This is a genomic window from Psychrobacter sp. NG27, from assembly GCF_016106655.1.
Lineage (GTDB): Bacteria > Pseudomonadota > Gammaproteobacteria > Pseudomonadales > Moraxellaceae > Psychrobacter.
In genome coordinates this window covers 40329-61007 of record NZ_JADGIN010000005.1, presented here as the reverse complement: position 1 = coordinate 61007, position 20679 = coordinate 40329, and the positions used below count along the sequence as shown (strand labels likewise).

Below are 20679 nucleotides of genomic sequence, written 5' to 3'. Positions count from 1 at the left end.
CGCACCGCGATACCTTGCACACTCGTTCATTTTTGATAGACGTTAAAGAGTCTATGATTTATTTTTTAGCGGATGGTAAATTCACAAATATTGGTACTGCCAGCACCGCAATTGGTCTCTTCGACCTGAATCATGTCTACGGCAGGATTGCTTGCCAAGAAGCCTTCTATATAGCCCACAACAAAATGACATCCTGAGTGATTATGATCTGACGACTTACAGAACGGGCATTTTATTAAATAGATGATATTGTCTTTGGCTTTAACTTTAGAAAGCCCTTTTAGTGCTGGCACAAGCTCACGACTGATCGTCTTAGGCATCTTTAATGGACTACCAAGCGCATAGTCACGTTGATAGATACCGCCCCCAACCTTACGTCCCAACTCATGTAATGCTGTCATACGTCGATCAGCAGGCAAACTGGCCTCATACTGACTGACAATATCTGCGATTTTAGGATAATAGGCGCCAATGGCTGACAACACGCTTTTTTCATCTAGCACCTTTTTTGCTGGTACTGATGATGAAGCTGCATTATCGTCTTCATCGATTTCTAGATTAAAGAGGGTACATCCCTCAATTGAAGACAAGTCTTCGATAAGATCTGCTTGCGTCTTAGGTTCTTGGCTTTTGGCAACCACACGGATGATGTTGCCACCGTTTTCGGAAGACTCTTGTTTCTGAGAAATCAGTTGATAGCCGGCTTTAATAAGTGGCGAGATAACATTCACCAAACGAATGCGTTCAGAAGACGTTTCTAGTGCACAAGAGAATTTCAAAGGTCACTCCTTTACTAAATTAGTGCTAAGCATAGGTATACTAAGCCACTGCGATAGACCAAATAATGAATATGGACAAAGTTTTTAAGGTTGTTTTGATAGATAAGTTATTATTTATATGGGTTATTATTTAATAACTGTTAGAAACACCGTATTTGAGAACATCAAATTTGTTATATTTGCGAAGTAGAACACATTTTTATCAATAGTTTTTGAATCTAGCTATGCGATAATTACTGACCGTCTAAAAGACCATTCATACTCTTGCCAGTAGTTTTTATTATTAAACGAATATATGGTCAGTCGTTAAATCAATTGGCAAAAAATCACAATACTTAAAGAGGCTGATAAAGCTTGGTTCGCATACTGCTCAAAGATGACAATAAAAACATTAAACAGTGGTGGATATTGGCTACATTATCGCTAGATTTGTCCCTTCTAGCAAGATGTTACCAAACATTGTCCGATAGGTGGTTGCATTGTCCGATAGGTGGTAAATTAGTAAAAAAATGTTTACTTAGTTAACTCGAAATAATGTGAAATTTAGATTGTAAAAAATTTATGCGATTTTTTGCGCGGCTTATTCATACGGCTACTCACTTTATACTACCTACTTAGTGTTTACCACTTTAAGCTTATATAATCTCAAACCATAGAGCATCTGAAATTGGAACCAATTACAAGAGCCAAATAGACCTTCTCAATGATGTTCACCCATGTTCTCATTATTAAATAATCATCGATTAAACGGTAAACACAGGCTAATATTGAGAAAGGAATAAAATAACTATAATCACGTGAAAATTGATTTGAAGAGGACTAATGAGCACACAAACGACATTGGCATTAGGTGCCAACACGGTTCTTACAAGCGCGCAATGCTCGGTCGATTTTTCTACAAATAATGAGCTTAAGTTTGGTCAACAGCTTGGATTATTATGTTTGCCTTTAGACGCAAATCGCAAGGCAGTTTGTAGTCCTGCCTATCTGCATGAGCCTAAAGAGTGGGCTAAGATAGACAACGCAGGCAGTCCCAGCATATGGCTGTTCGACCTAACGGAGTTATTTGAAAAACAAGGTGTCATGTTTTTACAGCTTATCGCTTATGTTTATAGCGACCCAAGTACCCACTCGCCCTCGATAGCGTTAAACGATGTCTGTCTAATACTAGATGACGGTAAGCTGCGCTATGACTTTACGGCAAATGAGCGTCATGTCAAAGCTGCCATCATATTGGAGATATACCAACGTAATGGACAGCTAAAATGTCGAGCGCTTGGAGAGTCCTCAACCCAAGGTTTGGCAAGCCTTGAGCAGCGCGTACAAGTCAGTCTGGATGTTCGTCATCCTGATACGCACGCACGTATACAAGCAGCGCAGCAACAGCAACGCACTCACCCAAATAATGAAGCTCGCCCTCCTCGTCAGGTCAATGCAGGTGAAACGTGGACAGGAACAGCCTTTGCTATCGATTCACACCATCTGCTGACTTGCTATCATGTGATTGAGTCGGCTCAGATGATTGGTATACGTCAGCAAGGCCAACCCGATCTTGAAGCACAAGTCGTGCTCAGCGATATCGGTAGTGATTCAGCCATTATCAGAGTCAGCGACCCTCTGCCTAGTTACCTTCCATTGGTGCAACGATGTAGTGATATCTTGGGTGAGACTGTTACCACGCTGGGATTTCCCTTGTCAGGGCTAAGTAGTCAGCTACAAGTGACGCAAGGTTGCATCTCAGGGTTAACAGGCTTAAATGATGATATCCGTTATATGCAATTTACTGCACCTATTCAGCCCGGTTCTAGCGGCAGCCCTTTATTATTGCCGACTGGCGAGGTTATCGGTATGGTGACGGCTAGCCTGAATCATGAACATGCACAAAATATGAACTATGCGGTGAAATTTCAGTTATTATCTGCCCTATTAGCAAGCGCTGGAATCAGTTTGGAAAACATGACTGACCTGTCAAGCGCTAGCTCTCTGACTACACCTCAACTAAGCAAGCAAAGTCGCAGTGCCTTATGGTTGGTTGGCTGTCAGGGTTAAGAAATCTATGCCTATATAAAATTAAAAGCGCCAAGGAATATAAATGTTAAATGAGCAACACAGCACAACCATCACTCTACCCCGTGGCACACTAGACCTAACTTATCAGACCAATTCAGCAACGACCAAAAATGGCCTACAACAGGATGACCATTATCAACTAGAAGATCTGCTTGGATTTGCGCAGCGTATTAACCCAAAACGTGCGTTTTTGTTTGTCTCAAAAGTACTGGGGCGTCATATCCCCGTCGCACCCAGCACCATGCGACATGCATTTACTGACTTGGCTGACTTAATCCCTAGCGATTTGCCTGAACCAGTTTTGGTCATTGGTATGGCAGAGACTGCTGTCGGTCTATCTGCTGGTGTCCATCAAGCGCTACAAACACGCTATCCGCAGGCTCTCCTGTTAAACTCTACTCGTCATGCACAGCACGATGAGAAAAGTGATGCTAATGGTACGGATGCTTTGCTAACGACGTTTTGTGAAGATCACAGCCATGCCAGCCAACATTTGATTTATCAAAGTCAAGATACTGTCACCCAAGAGCAGCTACTGGCCAGCAAAACGCTGATTATGGTCGATGATGAGGCCTCAACAGGCAATACCTGCGTCAATGTCGTCACCGCCTTACGTCAAGCAGGACTCACTCAGTTAGAGCAAGTGCATCTGACGACTTTGGTTGATTGGTCATTAGATCAAGAAGATACAAACCAGCAAGCAGATGGCGTTAAGCCTGCAAAAATGTCAGATCGTTTAACTGGTATTGAGTTTCATCGTCATCATTTACTGTCTGGCGCATGGCAGTGGACAGATGCGCCTAACCCTGAGCCCATTACGATGCCATCGGTCGATACTACCGCAGCTGGTAGTCAGACTCTCGGCGATACGGGCAACTGGGGCCGATTTCCAACGCTCAATAGTATAGATGGGTTTGATAACTATCTTTCGAGTTTTCAGACTGCATTTACGCGTCTTGATGGCCAAGAAAGCTTTGATGTTACTCAGTTGCCAAAAAGAATCTTAGTATTGGGTAGTAATGAGTTTGTTTGGTTGCCATTTTTATTGGCTGAATGGCTTGAGACAGAATCTAAAAATCTCAACTCCAACATAGATTCTATCGTTAATTTTAGTGCGTTAACCCGTTCACCGATTGCGCTTGGCGGTGCCATCACCACGTTGCTGAGCTTTAGCGATAATTACGGGCTTGGTATGACCAATTTTTCTTATAATGTCGATCCAACAGAATGGGACTTGATTGTGCTGTGCGTGGAGACGGGTGCTGATAGCGTGGATGCTATATGGCGAGGTTTGGATAATGTATTGGTAGTAAGTCCTACGCTTTAAATTGCTCTTTAATTTTTAACCCTATTATGTATGGACGATGTCATGACTACCCCATTTTTTAAGCCCAGCCCAGATATTATAAAACCTTATGCACTCATGGATTTAGACGATACGCTATTCCAAACTCAACGCAAAATTGATGCTTGGGATTTACCCACTACTGAGTCTGAAAACTTAGTGTGTGCAACGGTCAATAAGCAAAACGAGCCACTAAGTTTTATGAGTCAGCGCCAAGCAACCCTTTTTAATTGGTTACTTGCTAGCACTGAGCTGATAGTGGTAACGGCACGTGACCGTAGTGAAATCAAACGCGTGAAGCTGCCCTTTGATAGCTGGCAAGTATTGACCCATGGGGCGATTATTTTGACGTCTAATGAGCAGCTACTAAGCGCGTGGCAGCAGCATATGTATAGCAAGCTTGCGCCATTGCAGGATAAGCTTAACCAGCTGAGCCAATTGTTCGCTAATCACAGTCAAAGCGAGCAGAGTCATCTAGTATTCACACCGCATATCGATAGCTTTAGCAATGGCTCTGTGGATGAAGAATTAACGATTTATCTGGCTATCAAACATGCGCAAAAAGACCATCAAGCATTAGTGGATCTAGCAGCAAAACTGCCAACATTGATACGTGATTTTGATCAAGATTTTTATGTGCATGTGAATGCCAATAATCTAGCGATCTTGCCACATGCTGTGCATAAGCGTCATGCCGTGCAGTTTTTATTAGAGAATCATTTGGACCATCAGCGTCCTAGTTTTGGCTTTGGTGACAGTTTAGCTGACTTGCCATTTTTGCAACTGCTAGACTGGTACGGTATGCCTAATCACGGTCAACTGCATGAGCAATACCAGTCTAAATCGTCAGGCTAAATCATGAGTTTAAACAACAGCCACGCAATCCCACTGTTATCATTACGAGTGCTATTATTCATACTATGACTTTACCTAATATACAGACAAAAAGAGCTACTCTAAAAAACTATGGCTCAGGCAGCTATCTTGCGAGCGATGTGACTGTCCTACTCAATATGGTCGATAAAGACGCCGTTGCCGATGTGCCGGTCAGTCAAAAAGAAGCGCTTATTCAAAGTGGACAACGTCATTATTCTGATATGTTGACCTTAGAGCAAGCGCCCACTGCCATGCATGAGCAGCTATACACGCAGGCACTAGAGCAAGGTACTGAGAGAGCCGCAACTGATATCGCTCATTTGGCACATACGCTACATCATGTTTTTCAACGTAAAGTGAATGATGAGCATCCATTAATTTTAGTGAGCTTAGTGCGGGCAGGCCTACCGATTGGGGTGTTATTGCAGCGTGCGCTGTCGGATACGGATAGGGACTACTCTCTACCAAGCATGCATTATGGTATCAGTATCATTCGTGATCGTGGCCTTGACCCAGTGGCTTTGCAAATGCTGCTGGATGCTTATCCAGACAGTCCGATTGTATTCGTCGATGGCTGGACAGGTAAAGGTGCGATTTATAAAGAGCTGGCTCGTAGTTTAGAGACATTTAGCGACACGACTCATGCCAATTTTGCCAATATTTTTCACCAAGGTGCTGACGTCATACCCCTACTGACCCTTGCTGATCCGGCTGGCGTTGCTTGGCTGGCTGCTAGTGAAGAAGACTGGTTGATCCCATCGGGTTTGTTAAATAGTACGGTATCAGGACTGATTTCGCGCAGCTTATATACAGAGCCGTCATCAGGCCTGCATCGCAGTGTCTTTTATGATGATTTATTAGACACAGATCATAGCTTGGCATTTATCGATCATATCGATGCAGCGAGGCGTTCATTGGCTATTCTGCCAGAGCGGCTGCCAACCTATCAGCAGCCGCGCTATCAAACGGCAGCCTTGATAGATACGCTCGCAGCAGACTATGGCATCACCAATCGCAATCGGATAAAGCCAACGATTGCCGAGGCAACGCGAGCCATATTACGCCGTGATCCAGAGCGTATATTGCTCGCTACTGCTGATCATCCCGATACCATACTACTGCGTCATTTATGTGCACAACGAAACATCACAATCAGTGTATTAGGTGATAAAATACTTCCCTATCAAGCCATCACGCTTATCAAACAACGCTCCAAAGACAGTTAATGCCTTTAGCATTGATACATCTAGCATTATTGAACGCTTGCCCTTCATCCCTCTATTTATGATGCCGATTATGTCCGATATAAAAAACCACGAGTCAGAGTTTTACCATGATACCCAGTCTTATACACATCTGATCACTGAGCGTCATGCGATGGTCAGACCGCACACGCACCATCCATATCAGCTGGGTGCAAGCTTATACATGCCTGCCACTCGCCAAGATATTTGGCAAGTGATCAAGCGAGACAAGCTACCGACGATCAATAGTATTATTATTTGTCTAGAGGATGCGGTCAGTCATGAGGATGTTGAGCTAGCACTTGAGCGTCTGCGCACGCTGCTCGATACGTGGGCTGAGCATGTCAATAGCATCAATGACCCATCTAGAGCCGCTGCCATTCACGCCCAGCATCCAACGCGCCCGCTGGTCTTTATACGTCCGCGTAGTCCGATGATGCTACAGCAACTGGCTGATTATGCCCATATCGATCTGATTGATGGCTTTGTCATGCCAAAAGTCGATATGTACAGCTTATCTAATTGGCGAATGGCATGTCAGAATCTGAGAGTAGACCATCTGTTGATGCCTACGCTTGAAACGGCTGCCCTATTCAATCCGCATCATAACCAAGAGCTGGCCATTGCTTTTAAAGAAGCCTTTAGTCAGCCAGTGTTTGCGCTGCGTATCGGTGGTAATGATTTATTTGCTGCGCTGCGCTTGCGTCGCCCGAAGAACAGTATTGTCTATGACACGCCTATCGGCACCCTTGCCTATCAGCTACTTGGCTGCTTTGTGCCGCATGGTTTTTATCTCACCGCGCCCGTATTTGAGTATTTGGATCAGCCGACACTCTTTATGCAAGAGCTAAACCGAGATGTCAGCTTAGGTCTGGTGGGAAAAACCGTCATTCACCCCAGCCAAATCGCATTGGTACAGCAAGCCTACTGCGTGCCACTGAGTACGTTGGACGAGGCGCAAGCGATCCTACACTCTGAGGCTAAAGCAGTATTTAAGTATAACAATACGATGTTAGAACCTGCGACGCATCGTGCGTGGGCCACCGAAATCGTCAACCGTGCCGAAGCATTTGGAACGATTGATGACGGTCATAGCCAGTACAGCTCACGAATGTAGCCCTCAGCTATTTAATCTATTCAAACTATGCAAAAAGCCGCTATCCTTCATAGATAGCGGCTTTTTGATGTTGCTCTTCACACGATATTTATTGATCGATGTATAACTTCAAAGCCCCTCGTCAATACCTATCTATATTAAGCACAACTTTCTAAAAACTGACTGAGCACTTTATTCACTTGATCAGGTTCTTCCACTGTCGACGTATGGCCAGCACCCTTGATAATGGCAAGCTTAGATCCAGCAATGGCAAAGTGCATACGCTCAGATTTTGCATAAGGCGTTGCTGCATCTTCATCACCTACGATGATGAGTGTTGGCGTGATAATATCACCCAGCTGCTCATAAGTACCTGTTCGCTCAATGACACCTGCTGTTGCCTTGACGACACCACCCTTACGATTGCTTTGAAGCACCGTGAGCCACTGCTTGCGATCAGATTTACGCTGTTTGTCAGCCAAGAAGGTACTGCCAAACATAATCGGCATAACTTTATTGCTCACACGCTTCATGCCAAGCCAGCGAATGGCTTTTACAAGCTTGCGATACTGGGGTATATTTTTTGGATCTTCAGGATCAGAAGATGTCTCCAAAAGCGTCAAAGACAGCAGAAGCTCAGGTCGCTTAAGCGCAATACGCTGCGCGACAAATCCGCCCATTGACAATCCAACAAAATGACATTTATCAATATCAAGTGCGGCAAGCAATCCAAGCGTATCTTCGGTCAACGTCTCCATATCATAGCCAGACTTGGTAATCTGTGACTGACCCTGCCCACGAAAATCAAAAGCAATGCAGCGATAGTCTGTTTGAAAATACTCTACTTGCTTGTCATACATCTGTGAGCTCCACAGCAGACCATGGGCAAACACGATAACCGGTTTTTGCGTATCATTTGGTGCGCTGTCTTCATAATAGATATCAGCATTATTGACATTAATAGTTGGCATAACCACATCCTTGTTTGGTTAAATACATTAAGCGCTGTATCAGATAATTTCTGATGCTACCCTTAGAATACTAGCATAGTCCAACAATGGTTTAGTGAGTAACATTTTTACGTACCAGTCGTTTTATTCATACAAAATTTTTGTCCACTTAGTCATGGTTATTTTACTATTCATTTTTTATTATAAATCTAAAAAACTGACTAGTGCTTAGATGTGTCTTAAGCGCTCATAAAATGCACTTTTATAATCCTAGCAAGCTGCTATAGTAATTGGCATTGAATCATTTTTACCTTTATTTCGTACCATTCTCATTGATACAAAATATTAAAACAGTCATTTAAAATAAGGAAATCTCAGATGTCACAGCCTATAGTCGGATATCAAGTTGACCAGCACATCGCGACCATTACTTTTAACGATCCAAAAAGCCTGAATGCTTTTGGTACCCCCCTAAAAAACAACGTATTGATAGCGCTCGATAAAGCAGCGGCTGATGACCAAGTACGAGTGATTATTTTACAAGGCACTGGTGGTAATTTTTCAAGCGGCGGTGATATCAAAGAGATGTTGTCTGAAGGCTTAGATAAGGACATTGTTTCCACCAAATTGAGAGGTATGGTAAAAGGCGCAGGAGAAGTCAGCTTGAAGCTACGTCAGATCCATAAACCGATTATTGCCAAATTAGAAGGCGCTGTGGCAGGTGCTGGTATGAACTTGGCGCTCACTTGTGACTTTCGTATTGCGGCAGACAATGCAAAGTTCGTGCAAGCGTTTGTCAATATTGGTTTAGTGCCAGATGCTGGCGGTATTTATTTGTTGAATCAATTGGTTGGGGCCGCAAAAGCCACTGAACTTGTGATGCTGGGTGATAAGCTAAAAGCAGAAGATATGGCGCGCTTAAATCTGGTAAACAACGTGGTTAGTGTGGACGAGCTAGATGCCACCGTACAAGCATTGGCGCTCCGATTGAGCCAATTACCAGGCAAAGCGTTGGCCGCTATGAAAGAGAGCTTTAACGTGCATGCTTTCGCTGGTTTGAGCGCAGCGCTAGATACGGAAGTAGAACAACAGACGGTAATGGCAAAAACCGATGACTTTATAGAAGGGGTTAGCGCGTTCATAGCAAAGCGTAAACCTGTTTATCAAGGTAAGTAAATAATGCTATGGCATAATAAATTTGAATAACTACCCCGCTGCTATTGAATAGCATCATCGAAAAAGCTGCCCATAGATAGGCAGCTTTTTTGTGGTCAACATCACCATTACTCATTGAAAGACAGACATTAGCTAAGCAGTAGATGCGGTCTTATAGTGATAAGGTAAGGTAAATATCTTGTCAAAGATAAAGGTAAACACAAAGTTATAAATCAAGAAGAATACCAGCAAAGCCGCTTCCATCATAAATGCTTGAAGCAAACCTACATGATACCAAACCATATATAACGGCAAGCAGATCAAAACCAAACCGACTTCAAATATCAATGCATGAACACTACGAATAAGCAGCGTGCGCTCTGCTATTTGTCGACGATCCTCCCAAGTCTCAAAAGCTGTATTATATAAAAAGTTCCAAATAATCGCTGCTAGAGATACCATCAAAGCGACAGGGAGAGAGTCCGATGCATCACTATTGCTTAGCTTCATGAGCACAAAGGTAGAGGAAATAATTGCGATAATCTCAAATGCAATCACATAGACGATACGACGTTTGAACGGTGATAAAGTAATCAACCAAGACTCCAAAGCACCTAAGTGCATATCAAAGTATCGGTCCGTCCCGAGATAGAAAAGATAAATATAGTGCAGAGCCACGGTTTCCGCCTGCCCCTATATTATACAGAAGATCGCGTAAAAAATCAGTGAGCACATTTGTAAACAGGCGTAAGCAATTTTATTAACCATTTAACCTTGCCCTAAGCCAGACTATTTTGCTGGCAGACCCCATTTATTGGTTTCAGGCTTGGTGTCACTCGCTAAAAATACCAGTAATATAATAGAGCCTATCAGTGGCACCACACCTATCAAAAACCACCATCCTGAGCGGCTAGTGTCATGCAAGCGGCGGATAGTCACAGCCAGACCAGGCAGAAATAAACCAAGCACCGCGACTATATAGAATAAACCTGTCTCTGAGCTGAATATGATGGCATCTAGCAACATAGCAACGATGACCACACCCATCTGTACTAGAAAAAAGTACCAATACTCTTTGCGCCTAGCGCGACCCGAAAAATTCACATAATTACGCAAGCACTTTTTAAACCAGTCAATGATGCCATAGTTTGCCTCAGCACTATTATTAGCCATAACGGAGTTGGGTAATGGTGGCGGTGTCGCTTTATCAAGCATAACTTTACGTTCCATAATATTTGTCCTCAAAAGTCTCGCGTATTGAAAGTCGTACATTTGAACAGTCACAACGTTGAGTATAGATACTCAATAAAAGTTTGTAAATGAATACTGCTTATCTTAGAGTCATCAATAAAAAACCCCGCACCATCACGGTACGGGGTTTTTTAAAACGTAAAAAGACTTAACTTACACTTTGACTAACGTTAGCTCAACTGAGCAACGTTAATTTTATCTGCTTCTTCAGTATAGTCTGACATACGATCGAAGTTCATGTATTGATACACTTCCTCGCCCATACTATCCAGCATACCAGCGTACTGCTGATACTCTTCGTTGGTAGGCAATTTACCAAGTACTGCAGCAACTGCAGCAAGCTCAGCTGATGCTAGGTATACATTAGCGCCTTGACCCAAACGGTTCGGGAAGTTACGGGTTGAGGTCGATACCGCAGTAGACTTCGGTGCGATACGCGCCTGGTTACCCATGCATAGTGAACAACCTGGCATCTCGGTACGAGCACCGGCTTGAGCGTAGATGTTGTAGTAGCCTTCTTCCATCAACTGGCGTGCATCCATCTTAGTAGGCGGCGCAATCCATAGACGAGTCTTTAGGCTTCCTGCTGGTACATCTTGTAGCAATTTACCAGCGGCACGGAAATGACCGATGTTGGTCATACATGAACCAATGAATACTTCATCAATGGTATCGCCAGCCACGTCTGCTAGTGTCTTAGCATCATCTGGATCGTTCGGGCAGCAAAGGATAGGCTCTTTGATATCTGACATATCGATAGTGATGTCAATCGCGTATTCAGCGTCAGCATCAGCACGCAATAAGCTTGGGTTAGCTAGCCACTCTTGCATTTGCTCAACACGGCGGCTGATCGTACGTGCATCGCCATAGCCTTCTGAGATCATCCACTTAAGCAGCGTGATGTTTGAGTTTAGATACTCAGTCACTGACGCTTCAGATAGCGTGATGGTACAACCAGCAGCACTACGCTCAGCTGAGGCATCAGACAACTCGAACGCTTGCTCAGCAGTCAAGTCTTCTAGACCTTCAATCTCAAGAATACGGCCGTTGAACTCGTTGATTTTGCCTTTCTTATCAACAGTCAAGTACCCTTCTTTGATCGCTTGATAAGGGATAGCATGTACTAGGTCACGTAGCGTGATACCAGCTTGACGCTCACCAACAAAACGAACACGGACAGATTCAGGCATATCAAGTGGCATCACACCAGTCGCAGCTGCGAAAGCAACCAAACCAGAACCCGCTGGGAACGAGATACCCATTGGGAAACGAGTATGCGAGTCACCACCAGTACCAACGGTATCTGGAAGTAGCATACGGTTCAACCATGAGTGAATGATACCATCACCTGGACGCAAGCTGACGCCGCCACGGTTCATGATAAAGTCAGGTAGGGTGTGCTGAGTTTCAACGTCAACTGGCTTTGGATAAGCAGCAGTGTGACAGAATGACTGCATCACGAGATCCGCTTGGAAACCTAGGCATGCCAAGTCTTTTAGCTCATCACGGGTCATCGGACCAGTCGTATCCTGAGAGCCAACCGTAGTCATCTTAGGCTCACAGTACATACCAGGACGTACACCTGTCAGGCCACAAGCTTTACCAACCATTTTCTGTGCTAGCGTAAAACCTTTACCAGTATCAACTGGCTCTTCTGGCTTCGCAAAGATGTCTGAATGTCCAAGACCCATGTACTCACGAGCACGATTGGTCAGACCACGACCAACGATCAATGGAATACGGCCACCGGCACGTACTTCATCAAGCAATGTTGGCGAGTTTAGCTCGAACGTTGATAGTACTTCATCAGAATCATGCTTAGTGATTTTGCCTTCGTACGGATAGATATCAAATACATCACCCATGTTTAGGTTATCAACATTTACTTTTTCGATTGGTAATGCACCAGAATCTTCCATCGTGTTAAAGAAGATAGGCGCAATGTTGTTACCCAATACCAGACCGCCACCACGTTTGTTTGGCACGTTAGGGATATCATCGCCCATTAACCAAAGTACTGAGTTGGTCGCAGACTTACGGCTAGAACCCGTACCAACTACGTCACCAACATATGCCAATTGATGGCCTTTTTTCTTCAGTTCTTCGATTTGCTTCATTGGGCCAACAACGCCTTCGTCATCAGCAGTGATGCCGTCACGAGAGTTTTTGTGCATGGCTAGTGAATGCAATGGAATATCAGGACGGCTCCACGCATCTTGCGCAGGTGACAAGTCATCGGTGTTGGTCTCACCAGTGATTTTGAATGTCGTATACGTGGTCTTTTTCGGTACTTCAGCACGGTTCAAGAACCATTCTGCGTCAGCCCAAGACTGAACCACTTCTTTTGCAATAGTGTTGCCCGCTTCTGCTTTTTCAGTCACGTCATTGAACGCGTCAAATACTAGCAAAGTCTTTTTTAATGCTTCAGCAGCGTCTTGTGCTACTTCCGCATCATCTAATGCAGCAACTAATGGCTGAACGTTGTAGCCGCCTTGCATGGTGCCTAAGATTTGAACCGCTTTTTGCTTACTGATAAGTGGTGATGAGGTTTCACCTTTCAAGATAGCGGCCAAAAATGCTGCTTTAACATATGCTGCTTGATCAACACCAGCAGGGATACGATTTTCTAGCAGATTCATCAAAAACGCATCTTCACCTGTAGGTGGCGTTTTTAGGAGTTCAACTAACTCTACTACTTGTTTTTCGTTCAGTGGTAGCGGAACCGTTCCTAGCTCAGCACGTTCTTCGACATGTTTACGATAAGCTTCTAACACAATAGTCGTCCTCGTTAGTTGGGGTTTAGCACATTACGTGGGTAGTCAGCATGACTGCCTGCGTCGATATACTATAGGGAATAATTATTGGTGCAATCATAGCTTAAAACGCTCTAAATGTTAATGGTTCAGCCAGTAAAAGGCGGATAGTAAGGCCATATCGAACATTTATTATAAAAATAGTGCCCTCTACAATAGCGTTGCATGCCCCATTATCAGTGATGTCCCATTGATTATTGTTAATAATGATTACTTGCTTTATGAGCATACAGTCACCATATGACTGTTATGCAACTCTGTAAGAGATACCTTCAATAAATACTAAGGATGCCGATATGGACGATAGCACCAACTATGACAATGGGCTAAAAGTACGCACTGAGGTCATGGGTGAGGCACACGTGAAGCGCTCACTTGATGCTGCCACAGGATTTACCCAGCCGCTACAAGACTGGATCATTGAACACGCTTGGGGCAGCACATGGCAAGATGACTCAGTACTGCCGCGCAAATATCGCTCATTAATCACTATCGCTTTTTTGATTGCCCAAAAAAGCCCAACTGAGTTAAAAGGCCATATTCGAGGCGCGATTAATAATGGTGCCAGTGTCGCTGAGATTCGAGAAGTATTGATGCATAGCTTGCCCTACTGCGGTGCACCCGCCACCCAAGAAGCGTTTCGCGCCGCTATAGATATACTGAATGAGTTAGAGATTAACATAGATATTTAAAACTATGGTTGTCAGAGCAATCGTAGTAATCTTAACGATATTGTTCCAAAATTGACTGCCAAATTTCTGCTATAATATCGCCATTAATAAAACATTCTGATAATTCCATAAACCCTTATAGTATAAAGGGTTAAGAGATAATTCCATTATGACAACTGCCGTACAAACGCATGTACCTGCTGCTAAAGCCAAACCAAAAAAAGCCATTCAAGGCGAAAAGCTGCGAGGCTATGACAAAGTTGCCCGTATCCCAATTAAAGTGATTCCCACCATTGAGGCTAAGAAAAAGCCAGATTGGATTCGGGTAAAAATGTCATCACCTGCTGAAGTGGCTCGTATCAAGTCAACGCTGCGTGAGCAAAAGCTCTATACGGTCTGTGAAGAAGCCGCCTGCCCTAACCTGCCGCAGTGCTTCGCTGATGGTACGGCGACCTTTATGATTATGGGTGATATCTGTACGCGTCGCTGCCCGTTCTGTGATGTCGGCCATGGTCGTCCAAATGAGCTAGATGCTGATGAGCCACGCCATACTGCTGAAACCATCTTGGGCTTACAACTCAAATATGCTGTTATCACTTCTGTCGATCGTGATGATCTCAAAGATGGCGGCGCAGCGCATTTCGTCGAAGTACTCAATGAATCTAGAGCGCTTAGCCCGAACTGCTTAATTGAAATATTGGTACCTGATTTCCGTGGTCGTATGGATGTTGCGTTAGATTTACTAACGGAAACGCCGCCCGATGTGTTTAACCACAATATCGAAACGGTGCCACGTCTGTATAAAGCATTCCGTCCGGGTTCTGATTACCAGCATTCACTTGATTTACTCAAGCTATATAAAGAGCGCCGTCCTGATATCGCGACCAAGTGTGGCTTTATGGTTGGCCTTGGTGAGACCGAAGAAGAGATTTATGCGCTGCTTGATGATTTAAAGGCACATAATGTGGATATGATTACGGTTGGTCAATATCTACAACCTAGTAAAAACCATGCGCCTGTTGATCGTTATGTCCATCCAGATGAATTCCAACGCTATATGGACTATGGCAAAAAAATCGGCTTCTTTAATATTTGGGCAGGCCCAATGGTACGCTCAAGTTACTTTGCCGATCGTCAGTATTACGGTGAAGACTGCCCTGCACCAATCCGTAGCAAAAAAGCATTGGCAGCAGAAGGTAAATTGGGCTGCTAAGCTGACGATACAGCGGATATAAAATCATTCGCTAAGAAAAGCTACTAAGAATAGAAAAAGGGTGAATAACAGATTTGTTATTCACCCTTTTTTTTGTAACTTGATTAAATATCCATACCTAAAAGCTAGACACTTAACGTCGGCGTCGGTGCTTCACTCGTCTTAATATTAAATACTGCAATACCGAGAACAATAGCGCCTCCAACGATACCTGTCATCATCTCAGGATAAATCAATAACAACGCACCAATCGTTAAGATAATACGAGTCACAGTATTCATATTACCTCTAAAATATCCCTCAAGCGCAGCGCTGAGTGCAATCACACCAGTGATTGACGTCACTACTACGGTGATAATATCTACAATAGGTGGTAATGGGAACTCTTTCGCTGTGACTGCCAAGCCTGTTGGATCAATCATCAACATCGTTGGGTTATAGATAAACATAAACGGTACGATGAATCCGGCAAGTGCCAGTTTGAGTGACAAGAACCCTGTCTTCATCGGATCGCCGCCAGAGATACCCGCACCCGCAAAGGCTGCTAGACAGACAGGCGGTGTGATATTGGCAAAGATACCAAAGTAGAAAACAAACATGTGCGCTGATAAAATCGGAATATCAAAGCCAGCTAGTGCAGGTGCTGCCATCGTCGCCGTAATGATATAAGCAGGAATGGACGGTAGACCCATGCCCAAAACCATAGATGCTAACATGGTTAAGATGAGCGTAAAGAATAACGACCCTGCACCTAATGTCACAATAGAGGATGTCATCACTGTACCAAAGCTGGTCAGACTAACCACCCCAATGATAATACCGACGACCGCACACGCTGCCATTACCGCTAGCGATTGGCGCGCACCATCTTCTAATGCACCCAAAATATCAGACAACCCCATGCGAGTCTCGGCACGTAGCATACTGATCACAACAGTAAAGCCAATGGTATAAGCCGCTGCATAGCCAACAGGGACATTTTTGATTAACAAGAAAACCAAAAAGACAATCGGTAGTAGCATATGACCACGGGCTTTTAGCACTTCTTTTACCGCTGGCAGGTTTTCTTTAGCGATACCTTTTAGATCACGGCGTCCAGCGCGAAAATGCACCTGTGCAATCACACCCAAATAGTACAAAATCGCAGGCAATAACGCGGCCAACGCAATCGTGCTATAAGGCAGTCCTGTTGTCTCCGCCATGATGAAGGCACTCGCGCCCATAATTGGTGGTAATATCTGCCCGCCAACTGAGGCACTTGCCTCAACGGCACCAGCAAAATCTTTGTGATAGCCGACCTTTTTCATCAACGGAATCGTGAAGGCACCAGTACTGACCACGTTTGATAATGCAGAGCCGTTGATACTACCCATAAAGCCACTAGAGATAACCGCTACTTTTGCAGGCCCGCCTTTTTTGTGACCCGCAATGGCCAATGCCAAGTCATTGAACAGCTGCCCCATTCCCGAGCGTGCTAAGAATGCACCAAAGAGAATAAATAGGAAAATAAACGTGACCGATGCACCAATCGCAACAGAGTATAAGCCTTCGGTTTTTAGGAATAATTGACCAAAGATATCACCCATGTCATAAGGACGCGTCAGCAGCCTATCGGGCATAAAATCCAAATGACTAACAAATGGATACGCCAAGAATATCCCTGCCAATATTGGTAAAATCCAACCAGTGATACGGCGACTGCCCTCTAACACGCAGACCACAGTAATCAGTGAAAATATCACATCGACTTGGTTGGCCATGCCGCCACGCGAGGTCACAATATCTTGATACTCATATATTAGATAGCCCATGCCAGATAATGACAGCGCAAACCAAATCCAGTCATACCATGCCACACTTTTTCGGCTGCTTTTTTTGCTAGCAGGGAAAATCAAGAATATTAATGCAAAACCGACGCCCACGTGTACAGAGCGTTGTAGCAATGCTGGCATTGGATTAAAGGTAATATAAAGATGAAATAGCGAATAGAGTATACAAATTCCAGCGATCAAATATTTCACTGGTCCTTGGGTAATATGACGCGTGATTGACTCTCGGTCATATTTTTCCAATACCGCTTTGTTGTTCGCCGCCGCTTCAGCGTCTATATCAACATGAGCGTCTGGCATGGTAGTTACGCTACCGTGATCCGTCACTTGGGAGGTCATGACAAAAGTCCTTGTTAAATCTATCAATTAAACCATACGTCTTAGGCATGATCACCACTTCAGAATAGTCTGGCACCCACTGGTGAATCAAAAAACGATGGTTGCCATAATCAATCTCGCCTTTGGTCAGTCGAGAGACGACCCAGTTAAGATTTGGCAATTTTTCGTTAATTTGATAGCCCAAATAGCCAGGCTTTTGTATAGGGGCAAGCATTTCAGTGGAAGGAGTACCTGCACCAAATGCTTCAAAATACGTAGTGGTCAGTAGCAATGCACCTTTTTCCGTACCGCTTTCGTCAATACGTTGGTATTGCTCCTCCCACCACTGCTTTTCTACGGAATGTATCCAGCGCAGTTGAAAGTCAGGTTCGACAAAATAGCATACCTTATCATCTTCTTCTAAACCCACAACTCGTACTTCGACGACAGATTGATAAGCGGTGCCCATCCATAACGTAAAAAAAACCAGCGCGGCAATCAATGCCGCGCCAGCTGTTAGCCCTAATGAATTACTTGGCTGCTTGTTCGTCATAGTATTTTTTAGCACCAGGATGAATTGGAGCAACCATACCTTCACGAGCAGTGGCTAAGCTGATGTCGTTGGCTGCTTGGTGAGCAGTTTTTAGACCGTCTAAATTATCAAATAATGCTTTGGTTAATTTGTAACCATCAGCTTCAGACAAATCGGAGCTGACCAATAGCGCATTCATGATGGCAGCAGTTGGAATAGCAGCTTCGTTACCATAGGTGCCAACAGGAATTTCAAAGGTTTTGAAATAAGGCTTGGTCGCGATGATTTCTTTTAGCTTGTCTTGGTTGATCGTGACAATCTGTAAATCTAAGCCTTGCTCTAACTCCATCAAAGATGAATTTGGTAGACCACTACTAAAGAATGCTGCTTCAATTTTACCCGCTTTCATGCCATCAGCCGCTTCTGCAAAGCCTAGGTAATCAACTGTCACATCATCATATGTAATGCCGAACCCTTCTAATAAGGTGCGAGCATTGACCTCTGTGCCAGAGCCTTGATCGCCGACAGCGATACGCTTGCCTTTTAAATCTTCAATATTTTTGATGCCAGATTTTTTCGTCGTCACGATTTGCACAACATTAGGGTACAGAACCGCAATCTGTTGAATGTTAGTGATTGGCTTCTCAAAGTTGTTTTTACCTTCAACAGCATCTGTGACCACATCACTAAGCGCCAATACCATGTCGACTTTGCCTTGAGTCAATAGATTGACGTTTTCAACTGAAGCACCTGTGGTTTGCGTCTTTGAGTTAACCCCAAAGGTTTTGACATAGACTTCAGACAATGACGTACCGATGATGTTATAAGGGCCTGATGCACCGCCAGTCGCGATGGTAAGGAATTTGGTATCTAGCTTATCAGCAGCAGTGTCAGTCGCTGCGCTATCCGTTGCGGTACTATCTGTAGCAGCGGCATCGCTACTCTCTGAGCTTGGTGACGAGCATGCGGTGAGGCCTAGTGTGACACTCAGCATTGCTGACAAAAGTAATGGGGATTTTAAAGAACTGATCATTGAATTCATCCTTGAAGTAATCGATTTAATACATTTAATAATATTCGTATTTATACATAAACACGTTACAGACGAGTAATAATATAGCAATTTTTGCAAAAAATAAACCGTAGACTGGTTTCTCTTTTACTTTCAATACCTTATATTCAAAGCCGTTTAAGGACATAGCAACGTTTTATTACTGATAATTGAACATATACAGAGTTCCGCGAAGTGGAACTTAGTTTCGATTATTAATTATTTAAGCAGAGTTTTAAGGGGTTGTAAACCTTTATCACCACCAGAATCGATTACGCATACTGTATATTTGATGTAGTATCTATTTTTACTTTGACAAAGTATTGTTATAGATAGTGTATGAAACCTGACCAAATACTTATTTTTGATTGCTTTCTATCACCACTCAATTTCTGCTATATTTTGTCTGAGATGTGATTTTAAGATATTTTCTTTAAATATTAATCAGCTTCAATAACAAGAAAATTCTTCTATATTAGCAAGGTTGTCTCTGACGACTAAAATTGGATAACACTCATGACAACCCCTACAAAACAAGCATCACTCTCTGCGGATATCGCTATCATTGGCGGCAGCGGGTTGTATCAAATGGATGCGCTCATCAACAAGCGTCATATCACTATTGATACGCCCTTTGGCAGCCCCTCTGATGATATTGTCCTTGGTGAGTTGGCAGGTGTGACCGTTGCTTTTTTGACGCGGCATGGTCAAGGTCATAGACTGACGCCGTCTGAAGTGCCTTATCGTGCCAATATTTATGCGCTAAAGACGCTTGGGGTGCGCTACATCGTGTCCGTGTCAGCAGTAGGCTCTCTACGAGAATCGCTTAAGCCACTAGATATGGTCATTCCAGATCAAATGATTGATATGACCAAGCAGCGAGTGAGTACTTTCTTTGGCGCGGGCGCAGTCGCTCATGTATCAATGGCCGACCCGCTTTGTCCTGCCCTCGCAGAAATCTTGACGCGTGCCTATGACAATGCAGATATTGCAGAAGGCACCAGCCACCCAAAAGCGACCTATGTCTGTATCGAGGGTCCACAGTTCTCAACCCGTGCAGAGTCCCAGTGGTATCGTCAGATGCAGGCAGACATCATCGGTATGACCAATATGCCAGAAGCCAAATTGGCACGTGAAGCCAGTATGGCTTATGCGACCTTGGCACTGGTGACAGATTTTGATTGTTGGCATCCGACTGAAGAAGCCGTCAGTGCAGACTATGCGATAAAAAATCTTATGAAAAATGCAGACAATGCTCAAAAAGTGATTAAGGAAGCCGTCGCTTTGATTGCCGCTGAATTGCCTGACTCAATTGCACATGATGCGCTTTCTCAAGCACTGGTGACGTCAGTAGATATGATGGACGACTCAACAAAAACTCGATTGGCGGCGCTGCTTCCTAAGCATTGATAAACATGTCGATAAATGAGTATTTAACCGAAAATCAATCGTTCAAACAGTAAAACGCTATTTCTATAGCGTCTAC

Annotated in this window: 17 protein-coding genes; 9 read left to right on the top strand and 8 right to left on the bottom strand. The window is 43.9% G+C overall.

Translation table 11 applies throughout. The features are described 5' to 3' along the window. Nucleotides 1–65 precede the first annotated feature (65 nt). On the bottom strand, nucleotides 66–779 hold the full coding sequence (locus IP485_RS09400; RefSeq protein ID WP_194363961.1) for a hypothetical protein: 714 nt from the start codon (nucleotides 777–779) through the stop codon (nucleotides 66–68). A gap of 822 nt (nucleotides 780–1601) precedes the next feature. Between IP485_RS09400 and IP485_RS09395 the strand changes: the two genes are divergently transcribed. The 5 genes from IP485_RS09395 to IP485_RS09375 all read left to right on the top strand — a co-directional run bounded on the left by IP485_RS09395 (nucleotide 1602) and on the right by IP485_RS09375 (nucleotide 7431). Further along, nucleotides 1602–2828 carry a trypsin-like peptidase domain-containing protein gene (locus IP485_RS09395; RefSeq protein ID WP_198327017.1) on the top strand — a complete coding sequence of 409 codons (1227 nt, stop codon included), beginning with the start codon at nucleotides 1602–1604 and terminating at the stop codon, nucleotides 2826–2828. 43 nt (nucleotides 2829–2871) lie between these two features. Beyond that, entirely contained in the window at nucleotides 2872–4176 is a 1305-nt protein-coding gene (locus IP485_RS09390) for a phosphoribosyltransferase domain-containing protein (protein ID WP_198327016.1), read from the top strand. Between the two features lie 42 nt (nucleotides 4177–4218). Continuing rightward, nucleotides 4219–5049, top strand: a complete 831-nt coding sequence (locus tag IP485_RS09385) for an HAD hydrolase family protein (protein ID WP_198327015.1) — start codon at nucleotides 4219–4221, stop codon at nucleotides 5047–5049. Nucleotides 5050–5114: 65 nt separating this feature from the next. Beyond that, nucleotides 5115–6296, top strand: a complete 1182-nt coding sequence (locus IP485_RS09380; protein WP_198327014.1) for a cysteine protease StiP domain-containing protein — start codon at nucleotides 5115–5117, stop codon at nucleotides 6294–6296. A 70-nt stretch (nucleotides 6297–6366) separates the two neighbouring features. Continuing rightward, on the top strand, nucleotides 6367–7431 hold the full coding sequence (locus IP485_RS09375) for an HpcH/HpaI aldolase/citrate lyase family protein (RefSeq protein ID WP_198327013.1): 1065 nt from the start codon (nucleotides 6367–6369) through the stop codon (nucleotides 7429–7431). Nucleotides 7432–7568: 137 nt separating this feature from the next. Here the strand turns inward: IP485_RS09375 and IP485_RS09370 are convergent, their stop codons facing one another. Beyond that, a complete protein-coding gene (locus tag IP485_RS09370) occupies nucleotides 7569–8381 on the bottom strand; it encodes an alpha/beta fold hydrolase (RefSeq protein ID WP_198327012.1) in 813 nt (270 codons plus the stop codon). 357 nt (nucleotides 8382–8738) lie between these two features. On the opposite strand from IP485_RS09370, the gene IP485_RS09365 reads away from it, so the two are divergent. After that, nucleotides 8739–9536: an enoyl-CoA hydratase/isomerase family protein gene (locus tag IP485_RS09365; protein ID WP_197177311.1), complete on the top strand. Its 798-nt coding sequence runs from the start codon at nucleotides 8739–8741 to the stop codon at nucleotides 9534–9536. 132 nt (nucleotides 9537–9668) lie between these two features. Here the strand turns inward: IP485_RS09365 and IP485_RS09360 are convergent, their stop codons facing one another. The 3 genes from IP485_RS09360 to acnB all read right to left on the bottom strand — a co-directional run bounded on the left by IP485_RS09360 (nucleotide 9669) and on the right by acnB (nucleotide 13540). Further along, a complete protein-coding gene (locus IP485_RS09360) occupies nucleotides 9669–10112 on the bottom strand; it encodes a PACE efflux transporter (protein ID WP_227669542.1) in 444 nt (147 codons plus the stop codon). Between the two features lie 192 nt (nucleotides 10113–10304). Continuing rightward, nucleotides 10305–10745: a DUF805 domain-containing protein gene (locus IP485_RS09355; protein ID WP_227680621.1), complete on the bottom strand. Its 441-nt coding sequence runs from the start codon at nucleotides 10743–10745 to the stop codon at nucleotides 10305–10307. A 191-nt stretch (nucleotides 10746–10936) separates the two neighbouring features. Beyond that, on the bottom strand, nucleotides 10937–13540 hold the full coding sequence (gene acnB, locus IP485_RS09350; protein WP_197177313.1) for a bifunctional aconitate hydratase 2/2-methylisocitrate dehydratase: 2604 nt from the start codon (nucleotides 13538–13540) through the stop codon (nucleotides 10937–10939). Nucleotides 13541–13875: 335 nt separating this feature from the next. On the opposite strand from acnB, the gene IP485_RS09345 reads away from it, so the two are divergent. Both IP485_RS09345 and lipA read left to right on the top strand, forming a co-directional pair. Continuing rightward, nucleotides 13876–14271, top strand: coding sequence for a carboxymuconolactone decarboxylase family protein (locus IP485_RS09345; RefSeq protein ID WP_194363951.1), 396 nt, complete (start codon nucleotides 13876–13878; stop codon nucleotides 14269–14271). Between the two features lie 148 nt (nucleotides 14272–14419). Then, nucleotides 14420–15463, top strand: a complete 1044-nt coding sequence (gene lipA, locus IP485_RS09340) for a lipoyl synthase (protein WP_194363950.1) — start codon at nucleotides 14420–14422, stop codon at nucleotides 15461–15463. Between the two features lie 125 nt (nucleotides 15464–15588). Here the strand turns inward: lipA and IP485_RS09335 are convergent, their stop codons facing one another. The 3 genes from IP485_RS09335 to IP485_RS09325 are packed head-to-tail and all read right to left on the bottom strand — an operon-like array spanning nucleotide 15589 to nucleotide 19175. Beyond that, nucleotides 15589–17592 carry a TRAP transporter permease gene (locus IP485_RS09335; protein WP_198327118.1) on the bottom strand — a complete coding sequence of 668 codons (2004 nt, stop codon included), beginning with the start codon at nucleotides 17590–17592 and terminating at the stop codon, nucleotides 15589–15591. 10 nt (nucleotides 17593–17602) lie between these two features. After that, nucleotides 17603–18163 (bottom strand): DUF1850 domain-containing protein, encoded by a 561-nt coding sequence (locus IP485_RS09330; protein WP_198327011.1) that lies wholly within the window; start codon nucleotides 18161–18163, stop codon nucleotides 17603–17605. Further along, complete coding sequence (locus IP485_RS09325; RefSeq protein WP_198327010.1) at nucleotides 18141–19175, bottom strand: TAXI family TRAP transporter solute-binding subunit; 1035 nt, start codon at nucleotides 19173–19175, stop codon at nucleotides 18141–18143. The genes IP485_RS09330 and IP485_RS09325 overlap by 23 nt, the downstream gene beginning before the upstream one ends. A 534-nt stretch (nucleotides 19176–19709) precedes the next feature. Between IP485_RS09325 and mtnP the strand changes: the two genes are divergently transcribed. Further along, entirely contained in the window at nucleotides 19710–20603 is an 894-nt protein-coding gene (mtnP, locus tag IP485_RS09320; protein ID WP_198327009.1) for an S-methyl-5'-thioadenosine phosphorylase, read from the top strand. The last annotated feature ends 76 nt before the right edge of the window (nucleotides 20604–20679 follow it).